Raw genomic sequence first — 21849 nt, 5'->3', positions numbered from 1 at the left:
ATCGTCGACCGCCACTCACCGCGCGGCGGCTCCCGCCGTCGCCGGCTCGCCCAGGACGTCCTTGAGCAACTGGGCGCACCACTCCAGCAGGGCCTGGTCGCGCAGCGGCTCGCCGCCCACCCGCCGGGTGCTGGGCCGGGGCACGCTGACCTGGTCGAGCGCCTGCTTGTAGACCGAGTCGGGGTGGTAGCGCTTGAGCCGCAGCTGCTTCGAGTCGGGCAGCGGCAGCGGACCGAACCGGATGTGCTTGCCCTGCATGGAGACGTCGGTCAGGCCGTAGCGGCGGGCCAGCAGCCGGAACCGGGCCACGGCGACGAGGTTCTGCACCGGCGCGGGCGGCTCGCCGTAGCGGTCGGTCATCTCGGCCACCACCTCGCGCAGCCGGTCGGCGTCGCGGGCCTCGGCGAGCTTGCGGTACATCTCCAGGCGCAGCCGCTCCACGGCGACGTAGTCGTGCGGCAGGTGGGCGTCGACCGGCAGGTCGACCTTGACCTCGGTCTCCTCCTCCGGGCGCTCGCCCTTGAACGCGGAGACCGCCTCGCCGACCATCCGCACGTACAGGTCGAAGCCGACGCCCTCGATGTGCCCGGACTGCTCGCCGCCGAGCAGGTTGCCGGCGCCCCGGATCTCCAGGTCCTTCATCGCCACGTACATGCCGGCGCCCAGCTCGGTGTGCTGGGCGATGGTCGCCAGCCGCTCGTGGGCGTGCTCGGTGAGCGGCTTCTCCGGCGGGTAGAGGAAGTAGGCGTACGCCCGCTCCCGGCCCCGGCCGACCCGGCCGCGGATCTGGTGCAGCTGGGCCAGGCCGAGCAGGTCGGCCCGCTCCACGATCAGGGTGTTGGCGTTGGGGATGTCGATGCCGGACTCCACGATCGTGGTGCAGACCAGCACGTCGAACTCCTTCTCCCAGAAGCCGACCATGACCTTTTCCAGGGCCTCCTCGCCCATCTGGCCGTGCGCCACCGCGACCCGCGCCTCGGGCACCAGCTCGCGCAGCTTCCGGGCCGTCCGGTCGATCGACTCGACCCGGTTGTGCAGGTAGAAGACCTGCCCGTCGCGGAGCAGCTCGCGGTGGATGGAGGCGGCCACCTGCCGCTCGTCGTGCGCACCGACGAAGGTGAGCACCGGGTGCCGCTCCTCCGGCGGGGTGGCGATTGTCGACATCTCCCGGATGCCGGTGATCGCCATCTCCAGCGTGCGCGGGATCGGCGTGGCCGACATGCTCAGCACGTCGACCGAGGCGCGCATCGTCTTCAGGTGCTCCTTGTGCTCTACGCCGAAGCGCTGCTCCTCGTCGACGATGACCAGGCCGAGCGACTTGAACCGGGTGGCCGCCTGGAGCAGCCGGTGGGTGCCGATGACGATGTCGGCGGTGCCCGCGGCGGCCATCTCCAGGGCCTGCTCCGCCTCCTTCGGCGTCTGGAAGCGGGAGAGCTGCCGGATGGTCACCGGGAACTGGCTCATCCGCTCGGCAAACGTGTTGTAGTGCTGCTGCACCAGCAGCGTGGTGGGCACCAGCACCGCCACCTGCTTGCCGTCCTGCACCGCCTTGAACGCCGCCCGGACGGCGATCTCCGTCTTGCCGTAGCCGACGTCGCCGCAGATCAGCCGGTCCATCGGGACGGTCTGCTCCATGTCCCGCTTGACCTCCTCGATCGCGGCGAGCTGGTCCGGCGTCTCCTGCCACGGGAAGGCGTCCTCCAGCTCCCGCTGCCACGGCGTGTCGGGGCCGAAGTTGTGCCCCTTGGACGCCTTGCGGGCCGCGTAGAGCTGGATGAGCTGGGCGGCGATCTCCCTGACCGCCTTGCGGGCCCGGGCCTTGGACTTCTGCCAGTCCGAGCCGCCCATCTTGTGCAGGGTGGGCTGCTCGCCGCCGACGTAGCGGGAGAGCTGGTCGAGCTGGTCGGTGGGGACGAAGAGCCGGTCCCCGGGCTGGCCACGCTTGCTCGGGGCGTACTCGATGACCAGGTATTCCCGCGACGCCCCGTTGACGGTGCGCTGCACCAGCTCGACATAGCGGCCGATGCCGTGCTGCTCGTGCACGACGTGGTCGCCGGCCTTGAGCTCCAGGGGGTCGATGGTGTTGCGCCGTCGGCTCGGCATCTTGCGCATGTCGCGGGTCGAGGTGCCCCGCCCGCCGGTGACGTCGTTGCCGGTGAGCAGCACGAACCTGGACGCCTCGTCGACGAAGCCGCCGGTCAGGCTGCCGCAGGCGACCAGCACCTCGCCGGGGGCGGGCGCGGTCGGGATCTCCTCGGTCAGCCGCGCGCCGAGGCCCGCGTCGCGGAGCACCTCGACCGCCCGCTGGGCGGGGCCGTGCCCCTCGAAGACCAGCGCGACCGACCAGCCCTCGCCGGTCCAGCGCTTGAGGTCTTCGACCACCCGGGCGGTCTCGCCGTGGTAGAGCGGGGCCGGCTGCGCGGAGAGGGTCACCGCGATCGCGTCGTCGGGAGTGACGTCGTACGCCTCCGGCCCGTCCTCCCAGGGCTGCCGCGCCGGGGCGGCCTCGGCCTCCACGAGCCCGAACGGCGACAGCGTCCACCAGGGCTGGCGCAGCTTCGCCGCGACGGCGCGTACGTCGCCCAGGGTCCGGAAGGCGGCGGCGCCGAGGTCGACGGGGGCCTGGCCACCGACGGCGGCCGCGGCCCAGCTCGCCTGGAGGAACTCGTCGGAGGTACGCACCAGGTCGTGCGCCCGGGTGCGGATCCGCTCCGGGTCGCACAGGAGCACGTGGGTGCCGGCCGGCATGGCGTCCAGCAGCAGCTCCATCGAGTCGGCGCCGATCAGCGCCGGGGCCAGGGACTCCATGCCCTCCACCGGGATGCCCTCGGCCAGCTTGTCGAGGATCTCCGCCAGCTCCGGGTGCTCCTCGGCGAGGGCGGCGGCCCGCTTGCGCACCGACGGGGTGAGCAGCAGCTCCCGGCACGGCGGCGCCCACAGCTGCGGCACCTGCTCGATGGTGCGCTGGTCGGCGACGGCGAAGGTGCGGATCTCCTCCACCTCGTCGCCCCAGAACTCGACCCGCGACGGATGCTCGTCGGTGGGCGGGAAGATGTCGAGGATGCCGCCGCGCACGGCGAACTCGCCCCGCTTGGTGACCAGGTCGACCCGCCCGTACGCCATGTCGGTCAACCGGCGGGCGACCTCCTCCAGGTCGGCCTCCTGCCCGGCGGCGAGCTGCACCGGCTCCAGGTCGCCGAGCCCCTTGAGCTGCGGTTGCAGCAGCGACCGGACGGGCGCCACGACCACCCGCAGCGGGCCGGTGCGACCGTGCGCGTCAGCCGAACCGGGGTGCGCGAGCCGGCGCAGCACGGCCAGCCGACGGCCGACCGTGTCGGAGCGGGGCGACAGGCGCTCGTGCGGCAGCGTCTCCCATGACGGGAAGACCGTCACCTGCTCGGGCGGGAGCAGGCTGCCCAGCGCGGCGGCCAGGTCGTCGGCCTCCCGCGTGGTGGCGGTCACGGCGAGCACCGGACGGCCCGCGCCGCCGCCCGGCCCGCCGTCGCCGGCCTGGTCGGCGGCGACTGCGGCGACCGCGAACGGGCGCAGCGCGGGCGGGGCGGTGATGTCGAGGCCGTCGACCTGCGCGGCACCGGAGCGCGCCAGGTCACGTGCCCGGGCCAGCCCCGGGTCGGCCAGGGCGGCGGAGAACAGACCGGTGAGCATGTGATCACTTCCAGCGGGAGGACACGACGATCACCCCTCGTCCGGCTGGACGGGGGGCCACCGGTCGACACTATCTCTCCGGTCGGACGAACCACCCCCGCGTAGGTTGGATCGTCGACAATCGGCGCAGGGCCACCCGGGGGGAGAACGGATGCCTGAGGGAACCGGCAGCGATCCACGCCGGAAGACCACGCCGGCCCGGTGGCGGATGCTGGGTCACCCGGACGGGATCCTCATCTACGAGGTCCGCTGCATCGTCGAGAGCCACGGCTGGACGACACCGGCCATCGAGCTGAACTACAACCTCATTCTCGGGCGGTCGGGGGCGTACCGGCGGCGACTCAACGGTCGTACGGCGTTCTCGGACGCCACCTCGGTGCTGCTCACCCGGCCGGGCGACGAGATGTCCGTGTCCCACCCGCTGGGCTGCGGCGACTCGTACACCTGCCTGGAGGTCGACCCGGCGGTGCTGGCCGAACGCCCGGACGGGACCCGCTGGCTGGAGACCGCCGGCTGGGAGGGCACCTCCGACGCGGCGCTCGACCTGGCACACCGGATGCTCATCGCGGAGTTCCGTCGAGGGCTGGACCGCTTCGAGATGGCGGAACGGCTGCACCGCTTCCTCGACGAGGTGCTCAGCCGTACCGGTGCCCGGGACGAGCCGGGGACGGACCTGGCACGCGCGGTCAGCCGGCGACCCGCCACCCAGGCCGCCCACCGTCGCCTGGCCGACCGGGCCCGCGAGGTGCTCACCGCCGGCGACTACTCGCTCAGCCTCGACGAGGTGGCCCGCGAGGTGGGCGCCTCCCCGCACCACCTGAGCCGGGTGTTCCACCGGGTCACCGGCAGCAGCCTCACCGCCTACCGCAACCGGCTGCGGGTCCGGGCGGTGCTGGACACCCTCGCCGAGTCGGACGAGCGGCCGCTGCGCGCGGTGGCGGCGGAGCACGGCTTCGCCGACCAGGCCCACCTCACCCGCGTGGTCCGGGACCACGTCGGCCACCCCCCGGCCCACCTGCGCCGACTCCTCACCCAAACCCGACGGACCTGACCCCACCGCATCCCCAGCCGCTGTCCCTGCGTTTGGACCGGGTCGGGCGGCTGGGTCGGTCGGGCGGCTGGGTCGGGTCGTCGGGTTGGGTCGGCCGGGTCGGGTTGGGTCGGGCTGGTCGGGCCGGATCGGACCGGGTCGGGTCGGAGGCGGGGTTCTGAGTTGGCGGTCAATCGAGCATCGATGTTCAAGACCCGGACCGCCCGGCGGCCGAAGATGGAATCCGTCAGCCGGGATCGAGCCGCCGGATCGGCGGTCGCGGGGTGCGCGGACCTGTTCGGGGAGGCCCGCAGCTCCAACCGGCTGCGACCTCGGCGACGGCGAGGCGCCGTCGCCGCCCGCCGGTGGTGCCGTACACCCCCCCCTGTATGGCACTCCGGTGGGCACGGGGCGGCCCGTTCGAAGGATCTTGACGGGGGTGGCCGGCCGTGATCGGCTGCGCTGATGGGCAACCAGTGGCGGGCACAGTTCGACGCGGAGGTCACCTTCGCCAACGGCGGCGGGCTGCGGACGGACGGGTTCCGTCTGGACATTCCCGGCCGCGACATCGCCGACGACGAATTGGCGGCGCTGTTCGTCCGGCACCTCGGGCTGCTGATGGTGGCCGAGGTACGGATCACCGGCCGGACGATCATCGAGGAGCCGCACAAGGGCGGCCGGGGTGTGGCCGCCGGCCCGGGGGACAGTTCCCGGCGACGGCTGGTCGAGTTGAGCCACGTCGTCACCGACGGCATGACCACCCTGCCGGGCTGGCCGGCGCCACGGATCACCGAATGGCTGACCCGGGAGGCGTCCCGCGCCAACTACGCCCCCGGCACCGAGTTCCAGGTGGGGCGGATCGACATGATCGCCAACACCGGCACGTACCTGGACACGCCCGCCCACCGCTTCGCCGACGGCGCCGACCTCGCCGGCACCCCGCTGGACCGCCTCGCCGACCTGCCCGGCGTCGTGGTCCGGGTACCGGCCGGCACCCGCGCGGTGGACCGGCTGCTGCTGGCACCGTACGACGTCGCCGGGCACGCGGTGCTGCTGCACACGGGCTGGTCGGCGCACTTCGGCACGGACCGGTACGGCGCGCCGGAGGCGCCCTACCTCACCGGCGACGGCGCCCGGGCCCTGGTCGACGCGGGCGCCGCCCTGGTCGGCATCGACTCGATCAACATCGACGACATGAGCCCGGCGGCGGCCGGCGAACGACCGGCGCACAGCGCCCTGCTGGCCGCCGGCGTCCCGATCGTGGAGCACCTGACCGGGCTCGACGCGCTGCCCCCGACCGGCTTCCGGTTCACGGCCGCCCCACCGATGGTGGCCGGCATGGGCACCTTCCCGGTACGGGCGTTCGCGGTCCTCAATCCCACCTGATCGACGACCGAGGGCCACGTCGACAGCCCGGGATCAACCTTCGGGTCGGCGCGCGGGCGGGCTGTGACAGCAGGCTGCCGGAATGTCACGGGCACCGCGCGTCCCCAGAGAGTTGGCGTTCCTCCCGTTCTCCGGCAGTTGGGCCGTCGCCGCCGGCCTGGTCACGTGGCGGATGCTCCGTGGGCCGTCCTGGTGCCGGCTGCTGCCCGACATCTACGTCCACGTCGACGGTTACCGTGAGAACGACCACCGGATGTGGTGCGACGCCGTTGCCCTCGCCCTGCCGGCGGGGGCCGCCATCAGCGGTCTCAGCGCGGCATTCCTGTGGGGCGTGGAACTCCTCCCACACGCGAGCCCGGTCTTCGTCACGCTCCCGGCGACGGCCCACCGACGCTCCACTCGGCGTGTGTCGGTCGACCAACGGTCGTTCTCCGCCCGGGAGATCACCCGCTTCGCCGGCTTGCCGGTCACCACCGGCGTCGCACGGCCTTCGACCTCGGGCGGCAGTTGCCCCGGACGGACGCGCTCGTCGCGGTGGACGCGCTGCTGCATCGGCGGGTGGTCAAGCTCCCGGCGTTGGGCAGCTACCTGGACACGCACAACGGCTGGCCCGGCACCGCCCAACTGCGGGAGGTGCTCACGCTGGCCGAGCCGCTGAGCGAGTCCCCCATGGAGACCCGGCTCCGGCTCGTCCTGCACGACGCCGGTCTGCCACCCCTGACCGCGCAGCACGACGTGTACGGCACCCACCCGCACCGGGGACGCGTCTTCCTCGGTCGCGTCGACCTCGCCTACCCCCGGTGGCGAATCGCCATCGAGTACGAGGGTGACCACCACCGGGAACGCACCCACTTCCAGCGCGACGTGGCTCGGCTCAACGCACTCCGCGCGGCGGGCTGGTTGGTGCTGCGCTTCACCGCGGACGACGCACTGCGGCACCCCGCCCGAATTGTCCGGCTGGTGACTGCCGCAATCCAGGAACGCCGCCCCGGCCAATGCTGATCAGGACGCCATGGACCTTAAAACGGCCAGTTAACGTCCATGGCGTCCTGATCACCGGGGCGCCCGCACGCACGCCAAGGCGAGGGTGGGTCAGTAGCGGACCGAGATGTGTCGGGTGGTCGCGTCGATGCGGATCTCGCCGCCGTACGGGACGATCAGCTGCGGGTCGGTGTGGCCGAGGTCGACGTCGAAGACCACCACCGCGTCGGGGCAATAGGCGGCCAGCGCCCGGGTGACCGCCTCCCGCTGCGCCTCCGCCCAGTCCCGCCGCTCGTCGGGGGTGTGCTGCCGGGTGAAGTCCCACGCCTTCGGCCGGCCGACGAGGACCGCCGGGAAGCCGGCGAGCAGACCGCGCTCCCCCATGTTGCGCAGGATCCGGAACACCTCGGTGGCCGGGGGCAACTCCTCGGAGGTCTCGACCATCAGCACCGATCCGGCCAGGTCCCCGGCGTCAGGGACCCGGTCGGCGGCCAGCAGCCAGTGCAGGATCTCCAGGTTGCCGCCCCAGGTGCGCCCCTCGACCACCGTCGACGGCCCCTGCCAACGCCAGCCCTCGCCCGGGAGCATCTCCGGCTCGTCGGCCAGCGTCGCCGGGTCCTGCCAGTCGTTCGGCCGGTCGCCCCACTGCGGCGCGGGAGTGAGGTCGTACCAGCCGGAGGTGAAGAGGGCCGCGCGCAGCGAGTCGAAGGTCAGCGGGTGCGGGCTGCCGGGCCGGCCGAGGTGCACGAGCACGGACCCGCCGTGGTACGACACGACGCCCAGCCGGTACAGGTGGTTGAGGACGTTGGTGTTGTCGGAGTAGCCGAAGTACGGCTTCGGGTTGGCCCGCAGCACGGCGTCGTCCAGGTACGGGGTGACCGTGATCAGGTCGTCCCCGCCCACTGTGGCGAGCACGGCGGCGATCGTCGGGTCGGCGAAGGCGGCGGCCAGGTCCCGGGCCCGGTCGCGCGGGTCGGCGCCGAGTACCCGGGTGGTCGGGTACTCCACCGGCTCCAGGCCGAACTCCTCGCGCAGCCGGCGCAGGCCCAACTCGTACACGTGGGGGAAGAGGGCCGGCAGGCCGGCGGACGGCGAGACGACCGCGACCCGGTCTCCCGGTCGGGGCTTGGGGGGATAGCTCGGCGACGTCATGATCGGACGCTACCGACCGGCTCCAGCGATTTTCCGCTGGTCCGGCCCGCCGGGACGCTGGCGGACGGCCTCTAGGCTGGCCCCGCCGAAGTTGATCGAGTATCGGAGGCCGCGTGAGCACCCCCGCCGGACATCCGCCGCAGCCCTTCCACCACGGCCCACCGCACGGCGGCCCGTGGGGAGGCCCCGTGCCGCCGCCGGTGACCAGGCGCATCCCGGAGGACCAGCCCTTCGTGGTACGGCCCAACGTCGCGAAACGCGGCCTGCTGATGATGGGGGTGGTGCTGGTCCTCATCCTCCCGATCGCCTGCTGCGCCGGTCTCGGCATGGTGAACTCGTCCGATCCGCAGCTGCGCTCCCAGTCCGTGGTCGCGATCCTCGGCGTGGTGGGCTGCCTGCTGGCCCTGGTCGCCCTGCCGCTGGGGATCCAGCTCTGGCTGATCGGTTCCGGCGGCCCGGTGCTGGCGCTCGGCCCGGCCGGGCTCTGGATCCGCACCCGGCCGACCCGGGGCCAGGCGATCTGGCTGCCGTGGGAGGGCGTCGCGCGGATCTCCCGGCGCCGGTGGAGCCTGGAGAAGATGCTGGTTGTCACGCCACGCGACGCGCGGGCGCTCCAGCACCTCGGGGCGTTCACGGCGCTCGACAGCGCGGCCCTGAGCGCCTTCTACGGCTCGGGGCTGGTCGCCACGCTCAACTTCGCGGACCGGTCCGAGGCGGAGATCATGGCGGCGGTCGCCCACTACAGCGCGGGCCGCTGCCAGCTCACCTGACCGATGCGGCACCGGCGGCCCAGGCCGGGAAACGTCACATACCGGGCACGAGCCGCCCTAGGCTGGCGGCGTGGACCAGGAGATGCGCGACGGGCTGCCGCGTACCGTCGCGCTGCTGCTCGGCACCCTGGTGCTCGCCACCGCGTTCATCACCGCGTACGTCGGCGCGCTGCACCGTCCCACGCCCCGCGACGTGCCGGTCGGGGTGGTGCGCGGCGACCAGAAGGCACAAGCCGTCCTCGCCGCCGTACGCAACCAGAGCGACACCCTCGACGCCGTCGAGTACGCCGACCCGCGCGCCGCCGACGACGGCCTGCTCACCCGCGAGGTGTACGGGGTGCTCGCCACCGGCGCCGAGGGCGGGCTGGTGCTGACCACCGCGAGCGCCGCAGCGCCGGCCGCGACCGACGTCGTCGTCCGGGTCCTCGACACCGCCGCCCGGCAGGCGGAGATGCCGCTGCGGGTCACCGACGAGGTGCCGGTGGCCGCGACCGATCCGCGCGGGCTCGTGCCGTTCTACCTGGCCGTCGGGTACGTACTGGGCGGCTACCTCGCCGCCACCGTGCTCGGCCTGGGCAACGGCACCGCCCCGCGCAGCCTGCGCCGCGCCGGGCTGCGGATCGCCGCGCTGGCCGGCTACAGCCTGGTGCTCGGGGCCGCCGGCGCGATCGTGGTGGGACCCGTCCTGGACGTCTGGGACCACGACCTGGTCGGCGTCGCCGCGAGCGGGACGCTGGCGGTCCTCGCGGCGGCGATGATCGCCTCGGCGGTGCAGGGCTGGCTGGGGCTGTTCGGCACCGGGTTGGTGATCCTGCTGCTGGTCGTGCTCGGCAACCCCGGCTCCGGCGGCATCTACGCCCCCGAGTTCCTGCCGACCTGGCTGCGTGGCATGCACCGGTGGAACGTGCCGGGGCTCGCCACCGACCTGCTCAAGTCCGTCGTCTACTTCGACCGCCGGTCGACCGGCTGGCCCATCGCCGGGCTCACCATCTGGACGGCGCTGGGCGTGGCGGGTGTGCTCAGCGCCACCCCGTTCCAGGCCCGCCGTCGCGCCGGTCGACGCACCGCACCCGGCCCCACCAGCGAAGATGCGCCCCGCGCCGGCTGAGACGCGAGGAACGGCTCCTTCCTCTGCCGCAGACGATTGCAAGGGTCCCCTCCTTCCCGGCGGGGGACGCGGATACGATCCAGGGAGTCGGACAGCGCTGTCCTTCGTACTCGCGTAAGGAGCGCATCGTGACCGACCAGCACGACCACGACGGCCCCGACGCCGCCCTGCGGGCCGACATCCGCCGCCTCGGCACCCTGCTCGGGCAGACCCTCGCCCGCCAGGAGGGCCGGCCGCTGCTCGACCTCGTCGAGGAGATCCGCGCCCAGGTGCGCTCCGATGCGCCCACCGCCGCGCAGCGCCTCGCCGGCCTGGACGTCACCACCGGCACCAAGCTGGCCCGCGCCTTCTCCACCTACTTCCACCTGGCGAACATCACCGAGCAGGTGCACCGGGCCCGGGAGCTGCGGCGCCGCCGGGCGGTGCAGGGCGGTTGGCTGGACCAGGCGGCCAAGATGATCGCCGAGCGCGGGGTGCCGGCCGAGGAGATCGCCGCGGCGGCCCGGCGGCTGGCGGTACGGCCCGTCTTCACCGCCCACCCGACCGAGGCGGCCCGCCGGTCGATCCTGTCCAAGCTGCGCGCCATCGCCGACGAGCTCGACACCGAGACCGCGAACGCGATCCTCTACGGCGCCAGCGACGAGGGCCCGGCCAACCGCCGCCTCGCCGAACTGCTCGACCTGATGTGGCAGACCGACGAGCTGCGGCTGGACCGGCCGGACCCGACCGACGAGGCCCGCAACGCCATCTACTACCTGCGCGACCTGTACGCCGAGGCCGCCCCGCAGGTCCTCGACGACCTCGCCGACACGCTGCGCACCCTCGGCGTGGAGACCTCCCCGACCGCCCGGCCGTTGTCCTTCGGCACCTGGATCGGCGGCGACCGCGACGGCAACCCGTTCGTCACGCCGGCGGTGACCCGCGAGGTGCTGACCATCCAGCACGAGCACGGCATCGCGGCCACCGAGAAGGCGATGGACCACCTGATCGACGAGGTGTCGGTGTCCCGGCGGCTGCGCGGGGTGTCGCTCGACCTCTCCGCGAGCCTCGCCGCCGACCTGGACGCGCTGCCCGAGGTGGCGGCCCGGTTCCGCCGGGTCAACGCCGAGGAGCCCTACCGGCTCAAGGCCCGCTGCGTGAAGGCGAAGCTGGCCAACACCCGGCAGCGGCTGCGCCAGGGCACCGCGCACGTGCCCGGTCGGGACTACCGCGGCTCCGCCGAGCTGGTCGCCGACCTGGAGCTGCTGCGCGCCTCGCTGGCCCGCAACGCCGGCCAGCTCACCGCCGTGGGCCGGCTCGCCTCGACCATCCGTACGGTCTCCGCGTTCGGGCTGCACCTGGCGACCATGGACGTCCGGGAGCACGCCGAGGCGCACCACGCGGTGCTCGCCCAGCTCTACGCGGCCGTCGGCGAGGTCTCCGACTACCCGTCGCTGAGCCGGCAGGAACGCACGAAGCTGCTCGCCGACGAGCTGACCGGCCGCCGACCGCTCTCCACGCTGGACACCCCGCTGACCGAGGCGACCCGCAAGACGTTCGACGTGTTCGGCACCATCCGCGAGGCACAGGACCGGTTCGGCAACGAGGTCATCGAGTCGTACATCGTCTCGATGACGCTCGGCGTGGACGACGTGCTCGCCGCCGTGGTGCTGGCGCGCGAGGCCGGCCTGGTCGACGTGCACAGCGGCCGCTCCCGGATCGGCTTCGTGCCGCTGCTGGAGACCCCGGCCGAGCTGAACACGGGCGGCGAACTCCTCGACGAGCTGCTCTCGCTGCCGGCGTACCGGGCCCTGGTGGCGGCGCGGGGCGACGTGCAGGAGGTGATGCTGGGCTACTCCGACTCCAACAAGGAGGCCGGCATCACCACCAGCCAGTGGTCCATCCACCGGGCCCAGCGCGCGCTGCGCGACGTGGCGGCCCGGCACGGCGTACACCTGCGGCTCTTCCACGGCCGCGGCGGCACGGTGGGTCGCGGCGGCGGGCCGACGCACGAGGCGATCCTGGCCCAGCCGTACGGCACCCTGGACGGCGCGATCAAGGTCACCGAGCAGGGCGAGGTCATCTCCGACAAGTACTCCCTGCCGTCGCTGGCGCGGGAGAACCTGGAGCTGACCCTGGCCGCGGTGCTCCAGGCCACCCTGCTGCACACCGCGCCCCGGCAGCCCGCCGAGATGCTGGAACGCTGGGACGCCGCGATGGATACGGTCTCCGACTCGGCCTTCCGGTCGTACCGGTCGCTGGTCGAGGACCCGGACCTGCCCGCGTACTTCTGGGCGTCGACGCCGACGGAGCTGCTCGGCGCGCTGAACATCGGCTCCCGGCCGGCGAAGCGGCCGAACACCGGGGCCGGGCTCGCCGGGTTGCGCGCCATCCCGTGGGTGTTCGGCTGGACCCAGACCCGACAGATCGTGCCCGGCTGGTTCGGGGTCGGCTCCGGCCTGGCCGCGGCCCGCGAGGCGGGGCTGGAGGACGTGCTGGCCGAGATGCACCGCAACTGGCACTTCTTCCGCACGTTCCTGTCGAACGTCGAGATGATGCTCACCAAGACCGACCTGAGCATCGCCCGCCGCTACGTCGAGACGCTGGTGCCGAAGAAGCTGCACCCGATCTTCCACAAGATCGAGCAGGAGTACGAGCTGACCAAGCAGGAGGTGCTGGCGGTGACCTCCTCGCCGGCCCTGCTGGAGAACTCCCCCGTGCTCCAGCGCACCCTGGCCGTCCGCGACACGTACCTGGAGCCGCTGCACCACCTCCAGGTCGCCCTGCTGCGCCAGTACCGGGAGTCCGGGGCGGCGGGCCGGGCGGTGGCCACGGCGCCGGGCGGCCGGCGTGCGCCGAGCGACGGTACGGCGCTGGAGCGGGCGCTGCTGACCACGGTCAACGGCATCGCCGCCGGCATGCGCAACACGGGCTGAGCAGCGAGGAAGGGCACCTTTCCGCGCTTCCCGCAGCGGAGGGTGCCCTTCCTTCCCCCGGCACCGCCGAGCCGGCCAGCGCTGTCGGTACCAGTCTTGCCGTCGGTGTCGGCCCTACCAGTCGCCGCCGCCGAAGTCACCGCCGCCGAAGTCGCCACCCCCGAAATCTCCGCCGCCGAACCCGCCGCCGCCGAAGTCACCGCCGCCGGCCTCGCCGCCCTGCTCGCCGAATCCGGTGCCGTCGCCGAAGCCCTCCTGGTAGCCGGCCTCGTAGCCGTACCCGGGGTCGCCGAAGCCGGGCGAGAAGAGCGCGTCGGCGATCAGCACGCCGCCGAGGACACCCGCGCCAGCGCCCAGCGCGGTCTTCCACCACGGGGTGGAGTACCAGCCTGCCGGCACCGGCCGGCCCTGGTAGCGCCCGCCCGGGTAGTAGTAGGGGGTGTCGCGGCCGGGCTGCGGGCCGGCCTTGAAGGTCTGCCCCTGCACGTCGACCTGGCGCTCCCGGGTGAGCTGCCCGGCGCCCTGCGCGGCGGCCAGCGGGGGCAGCTCGGGGCCGGGGTCGATGCCGAGCGCCACGCGGGCCGCCCGGGCATATGTCAGCCCCTCCAGCGCGGTCTCCCGGGCCAGGCGGTACTGCTCGACGCTGCGGGCCTGCTCCAGCTGGCTGCCGGCCGCGTTGTAACGCTCCCCGGCGTCGACCAGCGCCTGGCGCACGGCCGGGTGGTCGCCGTGCAGGTTCATCACCTGGCCGCCGAGCCGCTCGTACCAGCGCTGGGCGTCGGCCCGCGCGTCGGCCAGGCGGCGCTCCGCCCGGGCGGCGCTCTCCCCACGCCACCAGACGACCGCACCCACCAGCAACACCACGAGGATGAGCAGCGGCAGATATCTCATGTCTGCGACGTTACCCAGGCCAGGCCAGCGCCACGCCTCCGATCGACGCAGCTCGGCTGCGCGGATCGGAGGCAGGGCCGAGGATGTCCGGGCCAGGCCCAGCCGGGCGAGGGCAGGGGCGGGCCGGGGCGGGTCCCGGGCCGGGGCGGGGCGCAGTCCCGGGCCGGAGCGGTCTCCGGCCGGGCTAGTGTCGTCGGCCGAGGTTCCACACGACGGCGTGCACGTCGCCGCCGGTGGCGGCCAGTTGGCCGGCGACGAGCCCCCGGTCGTTGACGAAGCCCACCCGGCCGCCGGAGCGGCCGAGATCCAGGGGGCCGAGGTCGACGCCGCGGCCCCACACCCAGGCCACGCCGTGTTTCGCGCCGCTGGCGACGGTCGCCTCACCGACCACGGTGCCGGCCTCGTTGATCGCCATGGCCTGGCTGTACGAGCCGCCGAGAGTGCCCAGATTCGTGACGACGCCGTGGTGCCACCGCACGGCGCGCATGTCCGTCGGGGTCTGCGCGCTGCCGGCGACCTGCCCGCGTCCGTTGACGCCCACCGGGTAGCTGTCGGTGCCGCCGAGGGTGCCGAGATCCGTGAAGACACCGTCGTACCACAGGAAGGCGTGCCATCCGGAGCCGTCGACCCGCATGGTGCCGACCACCTGGCCCCGGTCGTTGATGCCGGTGGCCATGCTTGTCGCGCTGGCCGGCGGCGTCAGCCGGACCAGCCTGCCGTCGCGCCACAGCGCCGCCTCGGTGCTGGACCCGTCCGCGCTGTTGGTGAAGCCGACGACATCGCCGCGGTCGTTGATCGCCGCCGCGAGGGTGTCGCCACCGCGACCGGGCAGGTCCGTGCTGATCCCGTTGCGCCAGCGGAACGCCCGGCCGTACTGGCCGCTGTCGTCGGTGTATCTCGTGCCGATCACCTCGCCGCGCTCGTTGACGCCGAGGGCCGAGGACGGCCCGTGGACGGCGGAGAGGTCGGTCATGACGCCGTCGCGCCACCGGAACGGCCTGGTCCGCCCGTCGGCCAGGACGGTGGTGCCGACCACCACGCCCCGCTCGCTGACGGCGACGCCGTGGCTGTCCGTGCCCAACGTGCCGAGGTCGGTCAGGGTCCCGTCCCGCCACACGAACGCGTGGACGCGGCCGTCGGCGGTCTGGCTGTCGCCGAGGACCAGCCCGGAGTCGGTGAGCCCGACGGGGACGCTCCAGTCGCCGCCCAGCGTCCCGAGGTCCCGCCAGCCGCCTGCGCCCCCGGGCGGTGCGGCGACCACCGCGACCGGCGTGGCCAGGGCGGCGAGGAGGACTCCCGCCGCCGTCACGACGAGTGTCCGTACGGGACGCAACCGACCAGCCATGCCGTCTCCCTCCGAGGCCCTGTCGTCACTCTGAGCCATGTCGTCGCTTCCTGTCTGCCCCGGAACGGCCAAACCCCGCCGCGCCGCTCGGCACGATCGGCCACAACGTCCATCCGCGACAAAGGCGGCGGGTGCGACGAGAGCGGCACGGCGGCGCGCGGCGCGCCGGTCTGGCAAGCTCCGGGGGTGGACTTCTCGACGCTGGCCGTGGTGATCGTCTGCCTCTCCGCCGGGGGCGCGGCGGGCTGGTACGCCGCCCGGACCCGCTCGGCGACCGAGATCGCCCGGCTGGACGCCACGCTGCGGGCCACCCGGGAGGGCGAGGGCCGGCTCGAACAGTCCATGCGGGCGCTGAGCTACGAGGCCACCGCGCAGTCCCAGGAGGCGGTGGCCCGCGCCGTCGCCCCGCTGCACGACACGCTGCGCCGCTACGAGCAGCGCGTCGCCGAACTGGAGCACGACCGGATCGACGCGTACGCCGAGCTGCGCGAGCAGGTCCGCTCCATGAGCACGGTCTCGGGCGAGCTGCGTACGGAGACGAAGCAGCTGGTGGCGGCCCTGCGCGCACCCCAGGTGCGGGGCCGCTGGGGCGAGCACCAGTTGCGCCGGATCGTAGAGGCGGCCGGCATGCTGGAGCACTGCGACTTCTCGGAGCAGGTCACCGCCGCCACCGACCACCAGGGGGTCCGCCCCGACCTGGTGGTCCGGCTGCACGGTGGCCGGTCGGTGGTGGTGGACGCCAAGGCGCCGTTCGACGCCTACCTGACGGCGATGGAGGCCCGCGACGAGCGGGGCCGCGACACCCACCTCGACGCGCACGCCAAGCACCTGCGCGGACACGTGGACGCGCTGGCCGCCAAGACCTACTGGGCCGCGTTCGACAGCACGCCGGAGTTCGTGGTGCTCTTCGTGCCGGCCGACCCGTTCCTCGACGTCGCGCTGCAACGCGACCCGACGCTGCTGGAGCACGCGTTCGCCCGCAACGTGGTGCTGGCGACCCCGGCCACCCTGGTCGCACTGCTGCGTACGGTCGCCTACTCGTGGCGGCAGGAGGCGCTGGCGCGCAACGCGGTCGCGGTGCACTCGCTGGCCCGGGAGCTCTACGGGCGACTGTCGACCCTGGGTGAGCACGTCGGCAAGCTCGGCTCGTCGCTCGGCGGCGCGGTGACCGCGTACAACCGGGCCGTGGGGTCGTTGGAGGCGCGCGTGCTGGTCAGCGCCCGCAAGCTCGCCGAGCTCGGGGTCTCCGACCAGGAGCTGGCCGCGCCGGCGCAGGTCGAGCTGGCGCCCCGTCAGCCGCAGGCCCCGGAGCTTCTCGGAAACGCTGAGGCCGGGGCGCCGAGCGGTCGGTCGGCACTGGACTGACGGCCGATACCTATCATCGCCGATGTGACAATGGACGCTCACCCATGTCACGAAGTGGTCACAACGAACTCCACGGTAGTGACAGTGACCAGCGGCAGCGCGAAGGATTCGCCTCACGCGTGCCCTGCATCTGAGGGCCCTGTTCTCTGGAGGAAAGAGAACGTGAGCAAACCCCGAAACCTGAGCCGGCGGACCTCCGCCGCGCTCTTCGCGTCGGTCGTGGCGGCCAGCGCGGTGACGGTGGCCGGTGGTGCCGCCACCGCGAGCGCCGCGCCGACCGCCGCACCCGACGCGTCCCAGGCCACCCCTGTGGAGGCGCTGGGCTCGCACGACGCCAAGCTGCTCGCCGAGGCGGAGGCGAAGAAGGCCCCGACCGTCACCCTGATCGTGGCCACCAAGAAGGGCGAGGCGAAGGACGTCGCCGCCGACCTCAAGAACCTGGGCGCGGCCGTCACCGAGCGGTACGACAGCATCGGCTACGTCCTGGCCAAGGTCCCCACCTCCAAGGTGGTCAAGGCGGCCACGCTGCCCGGCGTCTCCGCCGTCGACCTGGACGAGACCATCCAGCTGCCCGACCCGACGCCCGAGGTCGCCCCCTCCGGCAAGAAGGCGGCGAAGCAGGCGGCGGCCCTGCCCGGCCCCGGGGCCGACACCCGGGCCGCCAACCCCTACATGCCGACCAACGAGATCGGCGCGGTCGACTTCGTCGCCAAGAACCCCCAGTGGGACGGCCGCGGCGTCACGATCGGCATCATGGACTCCGGTGTGGACCTCGGTCACCCGGCGCTGCAGAAGACCACCACGGGCGAGCGGAAGATCGTCGACTGGGTGACCGCGACGGACCCGTTCGAGGACGCCACCTGGCGCCCGATGCTCACCGAGGTCACCGGTCCGACGTTCACCTCCGGCGGCGCGACCTGGAAGGCCCCGGCGGGCACCTACCGGTTCAACCGGTTCAGCGAGTCGATCACGGCCGCCAGCGACCCGGCGGGTGACGTCAACCGCGACGGGGACCGGACCGACACGTTCGGCATCCTCTACGACCCGGCCACCCACAACATCTGGGTGGACGTCAACCAGAACAACGACTTCACCGACGACGCCCTGATGCGGCCGTACAAGGAGAAGTTCGACGTCGGGCACTTCGGCACCGACAACCCGGCCACCCCGGTGGTCGAGCGGATCCCGTTCGTGGTCGAGTACCGCGAGGACGTGGACACCGCCCCCATCGGCGGTCCCGGCCTGGTGGACTACGTCAACATCGGCATCGTCGAGAGCACCCACGGCACCCACGTCGCCGGCATCACCGCCGCCAACGACATGCTCGGCAACGGCGCCTTCGACGGTGCCGCGCCCGGTGCCAAGCTGGTCTCCGCCCGGGCCTGCTCGTGGGGTGGCGGCTGCACCTACGCCGCCCTCACCACCGGCATGGCCGACCTGGTGATCAACCGCAAGGTCGACGTGGTCAACATGTCGATCGGCGGTCTGCCGGCGCTGAACGACGGCAACAACGCCCGCGCCGAACTGTACAACAACCTGATCACCACCTACGGCGTGCAGATGTTCATCTCGGCCGGCAACTCCGGCCCGGGCCTGAACACCATCGGCGACCCGTCGGTGGCCGCCAACGTGGTCAGCGTCGCGGCGAGCATCAGCAAGGACACCTGGCTGGCCAACTACGGCTCCGCGGTGAAGACGAAGAACGCGCTGTTCAACTTCTCCTCCCGGGGCCCGCGTGAGGACGGCGGCATCAAGCCGAACATCGCCGCCCCCGGCTCGGCCATCTCCACCGCCCCGACCTGGCAGCCCGGCAACGCCGTCCCCGAGGCCGGCTACCCGCTGCCCCCGGGCTACGCGATGCTGAACGGCACCTCGATGGCCTCCCCGCAGGCCGCCGGCGCCGCCGCGCTGCTGCTGTCGGCCGCCAAGGCGACCGACAAGGGCGTCACCCCGGCCGCGCTGCGCCGGGCGATCTACAGCTCGGCCAAGCCGATCAAGGACGTCCCGACGTACGGCCAGGGCAACGGCATGTTCGACGTGCCGGGCGCGTGGAAGCTGCTGCGCAAGGGCGTGGAGACGCGCTCCTACACCTCCGAGGCGCCGGTCTGCACCGTCCTGTCCGGTCAGCTGGGCACCCCGAACCTGGGCACCGGCCTCTACAACCGTTGCGCCTCCACCGAGGGTGGGCAGCGGATCGGCCAGTCGAAGAGCTACCAGGTCAAGGTCACCCGTACCAGCGGGCCGGCCGGCACCGTGAAGCACAACGTGGGTCTGCGTGGCAACGACGGCACCTTCACGGCGCCGAAGGCCGTCTCGCTCCCGCTGAACAAGACCGTCACCGTCTCGGTGACCGCCAAGCCCGCCACCGCTGGCGCGCACGGCGCGATCATGACGATCGACGACCCGGCCACCTCGGTGATCGACTTCGAGGTCTCCACCGTCGTCGTCGCCTCGAACGACGTGAAGAAGCCGAACTTCTCCTTCTCGACCGAGGGCTCGGTCGACCGGAACGGCTTCACCTCGTACTTCGTGACGGTTCCGCCGGGCACGGGCGCCCTCCAGGTGAACCTCTCCGGCATCGCCACCGGTTCGCAGACCCGGTTCATCGCGTTCAACCCGTACGGCGTTCCGGTGGAGAGCACCTCCAGCCTCGCCTGCTACACCAACTTCTCCGACGCCAACGCCTGCAAGCCGCAGGAGCGCGACTACCAGAACCCGATCGCCGGGGTCTGGGAGATCGAGGTGGAGTCCCGTCGGACCTCGCCGTCGCTGAACAACCCGTTCCAGCTCACGGCGCGGGTGCAGGGTGTCGCGGTCGAGCCGGCCGTGGTCGAGCTGCCGTCGGTCACCGCCGGTGCGGCGACCCCGGTGACCTGGTCGCTGACCAACACCTTCGGCCCGGTCGCGGTGACCGGTCAGGGCGGCCCGCTCTCCAGCGTCCACGCTGAGCGGCCCACCATCACCGAGGGCACGTCGCAGGAGTACACCGTGGAGGTGCCGGCGGGCGCGACCCGCTTCACCGCCCGGATCGGCAACCCGGCCAGCGCCGCGGCCGACCTCGACCTCTACGTCTTCCGCGGTACCGCGGAGGTTGGTCGGGCCGCCGACGGCGACTCCGAGGAGGCTGTGACCATCAACAACCCGCCGGCGGGCACCTACCGGGTGGTCGTCGAGGGCTACGCGGTGGACGGGGCCGGTGGCAGCACCGCCTACGACTACCGGGACTCGTTCTCCGCGGCGGCGCTGGGCACCCTCTCGGCGCCCGCCACCCCGCTCAACCTGGCCCACGGCGCCACCGCCACCCTCACCGGTACGGTGACCGCCCAGTCCACCCCGGTCGCCGGTCGGGCGCTCTTCGGTGAGCTGTCCGTGGTGACCACCGAGGGCGCGGTCGTCGGCCGCGGTGCCGTCTCCATCGGCGCCGTGAACTGACCCGTCCCGCACCGGAACACCGGAGCCCGTCCCCACCCGGGGGCGGGCTCCGCCCGTTGCGGTGACCTCCGTCGCGACGCGGGGTGCTCGGGCCGCCCGACACAGCACGGACGGACGTGCTCGCCACGTCCGTCGCGACGCAGGAGGCTCGGGCCGCCCGACGCGGCCACGGACGGACACCCTCGCCCCTGGCGGGCAGGCACACCCACGTGCGGCGGACGGCCGTCCGGTCAGCCCCAGCGGGCGGTACCGGTCAGCCCTTGCGGGCGGAGCCGGTCAGCCCCGGCGGGCGGTCTCGACCAGGAAGGGCGTGCCCTGCTGGCAGGTGGTGAGCAGGTCGCGCTGGACCCGGCCGGTGACCGTGACCTTGGCGCCCGGCTTCAGCAGGTCACGCGGGCCGCCGATCAGCAGGTAGTTGTCGAGCAGCAGGCAGTTGGGCTCCACCCCGGAGGTGACGGTCCCGTTCAGGGTGGTGCCGCCGGCCGGCGGCGTCTTCGTCGGCCCGCCGCTGGGCCTCGTGGGCGGGGGCAGGGCCGGCCCCGTCGGGTCCACCGGGTCGCCGGGGGTCGGCGGGACCGCGGGGCTGCTCGGATCAGGGCTGGGCGGGCTGGTCACCGGCTGCGCTCCCGTCGGGGTCGGGGTGGGGGTGTCGCCGGTACCGTCCTGCCCGCCGCAGGCGCTCAGCGCCACGCAGACGGCCAACGCGGAGACGGCGAGCCGAAGAGTCCTCATACCCTGGTCTGACGCAGCGGGACCGCCCACCGTTCCCGCCGGTCAGCCACGGGCCGCGGCGGCGGCCTTCATGTCCCGCTTGAGCTCCTGCGGCAGCGAGAAGGTCAACCGCTCGTTGGCGGTCACCACCTCGTCGACGTCGGTGAAGCCACGCGCGGCGAGGTGGGCGAGGACCTCCTGGACGAGCTGGTCGGGAACGCTGGCGCCCGAGGTCAGGCCGACCGTGCGCGCTCCCTCCAGCCACGCGTCGTCGATCTCGTGCGCGAAGTCGACGAGGTGACCGGCGCGCGCCCCGGCGTCCAGGGCGACCTCGACGAGGCGTACGGAGTTGGAGGAGTTGGCCGAGCCGACGACGATCATCACGTCGCACTCGGGCGCGATCTCCTTGACCACGTGCTGCCGGTTGGAGGTGGCGTAGCAGATGTCGTCGCTGGGCGGCGACTGGAGCATGGGCAGCCGCTTCTTGAGCCGGGCCACCGTCTCCAGCGTCTCGTCGACCGAGAGGGTGGTCTGGGAGAGCCAGACGACCTTGTTCGGGTCGCGGACGGTGATCCGGTCGGCGTCCTCGGGACCGTCCACGAGCTGGATGTGCTCGGGGGCCTCGCCGGAGGTGCCGATGACCTCCTCGTGCCCCTCGTGGCCGATGAGCAGGATGTCGTAGTCCTCGGCGGCGAACCGCTTCGCCTCCTGGTGCACCTTGGTGACCAGCGGGCAGGTCGCGTCGATCGCCCGCAGCGAGCGGGTCCGGGCCTGCTCGTAGACCTCCGGGGCCACCCCGTGCGCGGAGAAGATGACGGTGGCGCCCTCCGGCACCTCCTCGTTCTCCTCCACGAAGATCGCGCCTTGGGCCTCCAGCGTCTGCACGACGTGCTTGTTGTGCACGATCTGCTTGCGTACGTAGATCGGGGCGCCGTAGAGCTTGAGTGCCTCCTCCACGGTCTGCACCGCGCGGTCCACGCCCGCACAGTAGCCGCGGGGCTTGGCCAGGATCACGCGCTTGCCGGTCCGGGACGTCACTTCAGCCTGAGTCACCCGCCCATCGTACGTGCCGTCCCGGAGGGCGACACGGGCCGCGA

The 21849-nt window shown here is 73.1% G+C and carries 14 protein-coding genes; 8 read left to right on the top strand and 6 right to left on the bottom strand.

Annotated features, from left to right (window positions below):
• Positions 1-15 precede the first annotated feature (15 nt).
• Positions 16-3666 carry a transcription-repair coupling factor gene (gene mfd, locus OG989_RS11665; protein ID WP_327030500.1) on the bottom strand — a complete coding sequence of 1217 codons (3651 nt, stop codon included), beginning with the start codon at positions 3664-3666 and terminating at the stop codon, positions 16-18.
• 151 nt (positions 3667-3817) lie between these two features.
• On the opposite strand from mfd, the gene OG989_RS11660 reads away from it, so the two are divergent.
• The 3 genes from OG989_RS11660 to OG989_RS11650 all read left to right on the top strand — a co-directional run bounded on the left by OG989_RS11660 (position 3818) and on the right by OG989_RS11650 (position 7084).
• Positions 3818-4717, top strand: a complete 900-nt coding sequence (locus OG989_RS11660; RefSeq protein ID WP_327030499.1) for a helix-turn-helix domain-containing protein — start codon at positions 3818-3820, stop codon at positions 4715-4717.
• 444 nt (positions 4718-5161) lie between these two features.
• Positions 5162-6082, top strand: a complete 921-nt coding sequence (locus tag OG989_RS11655) for a cyclase family protein (protein WP_327030498.1) — start codon at positions 5162-5164, stop codon at positions 6080-6082.
• A gap of 507 nt (positions 6083-6589) precedes the next feature.
• Complete coding sequence (locus tag OG989_RS11650) at positions 6590-7084, top strand: endonuclease domain-containing protein (protein ID WP_327030497.1); 495 nt, start codon at positions 6590-6592, stop codon at positions 7082-7084.
• A gap of 90 nt (positions 7085-7174) precedes the next feature.
• Here the strand turns inward: OG989_RS11650 and OG989_RS11645 are convergent, their stop codons facing one another.
• Positions 7175-8215, bottom strand: coding sequence for a S66 family peptidase (locus OG989_RS11645; protein ID WP_327030496.1), 1041 nt, complete (start codon positions 8213-8215; stop codon positions 7175-7177).
• Between the two features lie 188 nt (positions 8216-8403).
• Between OG989_RS11645 and OG989_RS11640 the strand changes: the two genes are divergently transcribed.
• The 3 genes from OG989_RS11640 to ppc all read left to right on the top strand — a co-directional run bounded on the left by OG989_RS11640 (position 8404) and on the right by ppc (position 13008).
• Positions 8404-8985: a hypothetical protein gene (locus tag OG989_RS11640; RefSeq protein ID WP_327030495.1), complete on the top strand. Its 582-nt coding sequence runs from the start codon at positions 8404-8406 to the stop codon at positions 8983-8985.
• 70 nt (positions 8986-9055) lie between these two features.
• The gene (locus OG989_RS11635; RefSeq protein ID WP_327030494.1) at positions 9056-10093 is read left to right on the top strand and encodes a hypothetical protein; all 1038 of its coding nucleotides are present in this window, start codon (positions 9056-9058) and stop codon (positions 10091-10093) included.
• 128 nt (positions 10094-10221) lie between these two features.
• Positions 10222-13008: a phosphoenolpyruvate carboxylase gene (gene ppc, locus OG989_RS11630; protein WP_327030493.1), complete on the top strand. Its 2787-nt coding sequence runs from the start codon at positions 10222-10224 to the stop codon at positions 13006-13008.
• A 114-nt stretch (positions 13009-13122) separates the two neighbouring features.
• On the opposite strand, the gene OG989_RS11625 is transcribed toward ppc, so the two are convergent.
• A complete protein-coding gene (locus OG989_RS11625; RefSeq protein WP_327030492.1) occupies positions 13123-13899 on the bottom strand; it encodes a hypothetical protein in 777 nt (258 codons plus the stop codon).
• A 184-nt stretch (positions 13900-14083) separates the two neighbouring features.
• Entirely contained in the window at positions 14084-15244 is a 1161-nt protein-coding gene (locus tag OG989_RS11620) for a hypothetical protein (RefSeq protein ID WP_327030491.1), read from the bottom strand.
• A gap of 186 nt (positions 15245-15430) precedes the next feature.
• On the opposite strand from OG989_RS11620, the gene OG989_RS11615 reads away from it, so the two are divergent.
• Entirely contained in the window at positions 15431-16609 is a 1179-nt protein-coding gene (locus OG989_RS11615) for a DNA recombination protein RmuC (protein ID WP_327030490.1), read from the top strand.
• A 162-nt stretch (positions 16610-16771) separates the two neighbouring features.
• A complete protein-coding gene (locus OG989_RS11610) occupies positions 16772-20041 on the top strand; it encodes a S8 family serine peptidase (protein WP_327030489.1) in 3270 nt (1089 codons plus the stop codon).
• Positions 20042-20317: 276 nt separating this feature from the next.
• On the opposite strand, the gene OG989_RS11605 is transcribed toward OG989_RS11610, so the two are convergent.
• Positions 20318-20773 carry a hypothetical protein gene (locus tag OG989_RS11605; RefSeq protein WP_327030488.1) on the bottom strand — a complete coding sequence of 152 codons (456 nt, stop codon included), beginning with the start codon at positions 20771-20773 and terminating at the stop codon, positions 20318-20320.
• Positions 20774-20815: 42 nt separating this feature from the next.
• A complete protein-coding gene (locus tag OG989_RS11600; protein ID WP_132233380.1) occupies positions 20816-21805 on the bottom strand; it encodes a 4-hydroxy-3-methylbut-2-enyl diphosphate reductase in 990 nt (329 codons plus the stop codon).
• Positions 21806-21849: the final 44 nt, after the last annotated feature.

Origin of the sequence: Micromonospora sp. NBC_01740 (assembly GCF_035920365.1) — a bacterium.
GTDB classification, from domain to species: Bacteria; Actinomycetota; Actinomycetes; order Mycobacteriales; family Micromonosporaceae; genus Micromonospora; species Micromonospora reichwaldensis.
The sequence above is the reverse complement of the archived record's forward strand: the minus strand, read 5'-3'. Positions and strand labels throughout refer to the sequence as shown.

What these genes read in the sequence shown, in the direction of transcription:
- mfd (WP_327030500.1), bottom strand. Translation starts at nt 3,666, where the DNA reads ATGCTCACCGGTCTGTTCTCCGCCGCCCTGGCCGACCCGGGGCTGGCC.
- OG989_RS11660 (WP_327030499.1), top strand. Translation starts at nt 3,818, where the DNA reads ATGCCTGAGGGAACCGGCAGCGATCCACGCCGGAAGACCACGCCGGCC.
- OG989_RS11655 (WP_327030498.1), top strand. Translation starts at nt 5,162, where the DNA reads ATGGGCAACCAGTGGCGGGCACAGTTCGACGCGGAGGTCACCTTCGCC.
- OG989_RS11645 (WP_327030496.1), bottom strand. Translation starts at nt 8,215, where the DNA reads ATGACGTCGCCGAGCTATCCCCCCAAGCCCCGACCGGGAGACCGGGTC.
- OG989_RS11625 (WP_327030492.1), bottom strand. Translation starts at nt 13,899, where the DNA reads ATGAGATATCTGCCGCTGCTCATCCTCGTGGTGTTGCTGGTGGGTGCG.
- OG989_RS11620 (WP_327030491.1), bottom strand. Translation starts at nt 15,244, where the DNA reads ATGGCTGGTCGGTTGCGTCCCGTACGGACACTCGTCGTGACGGCGGCG.
- OG989_RS11605 (WP_327030488.1), bottom strand. Translation starts at nt 20,773, where the DNA reads ATGAGGACTCTTCGGCTCGCCGTCTCCGCGTTGGCCGTCTGCGTGGCG.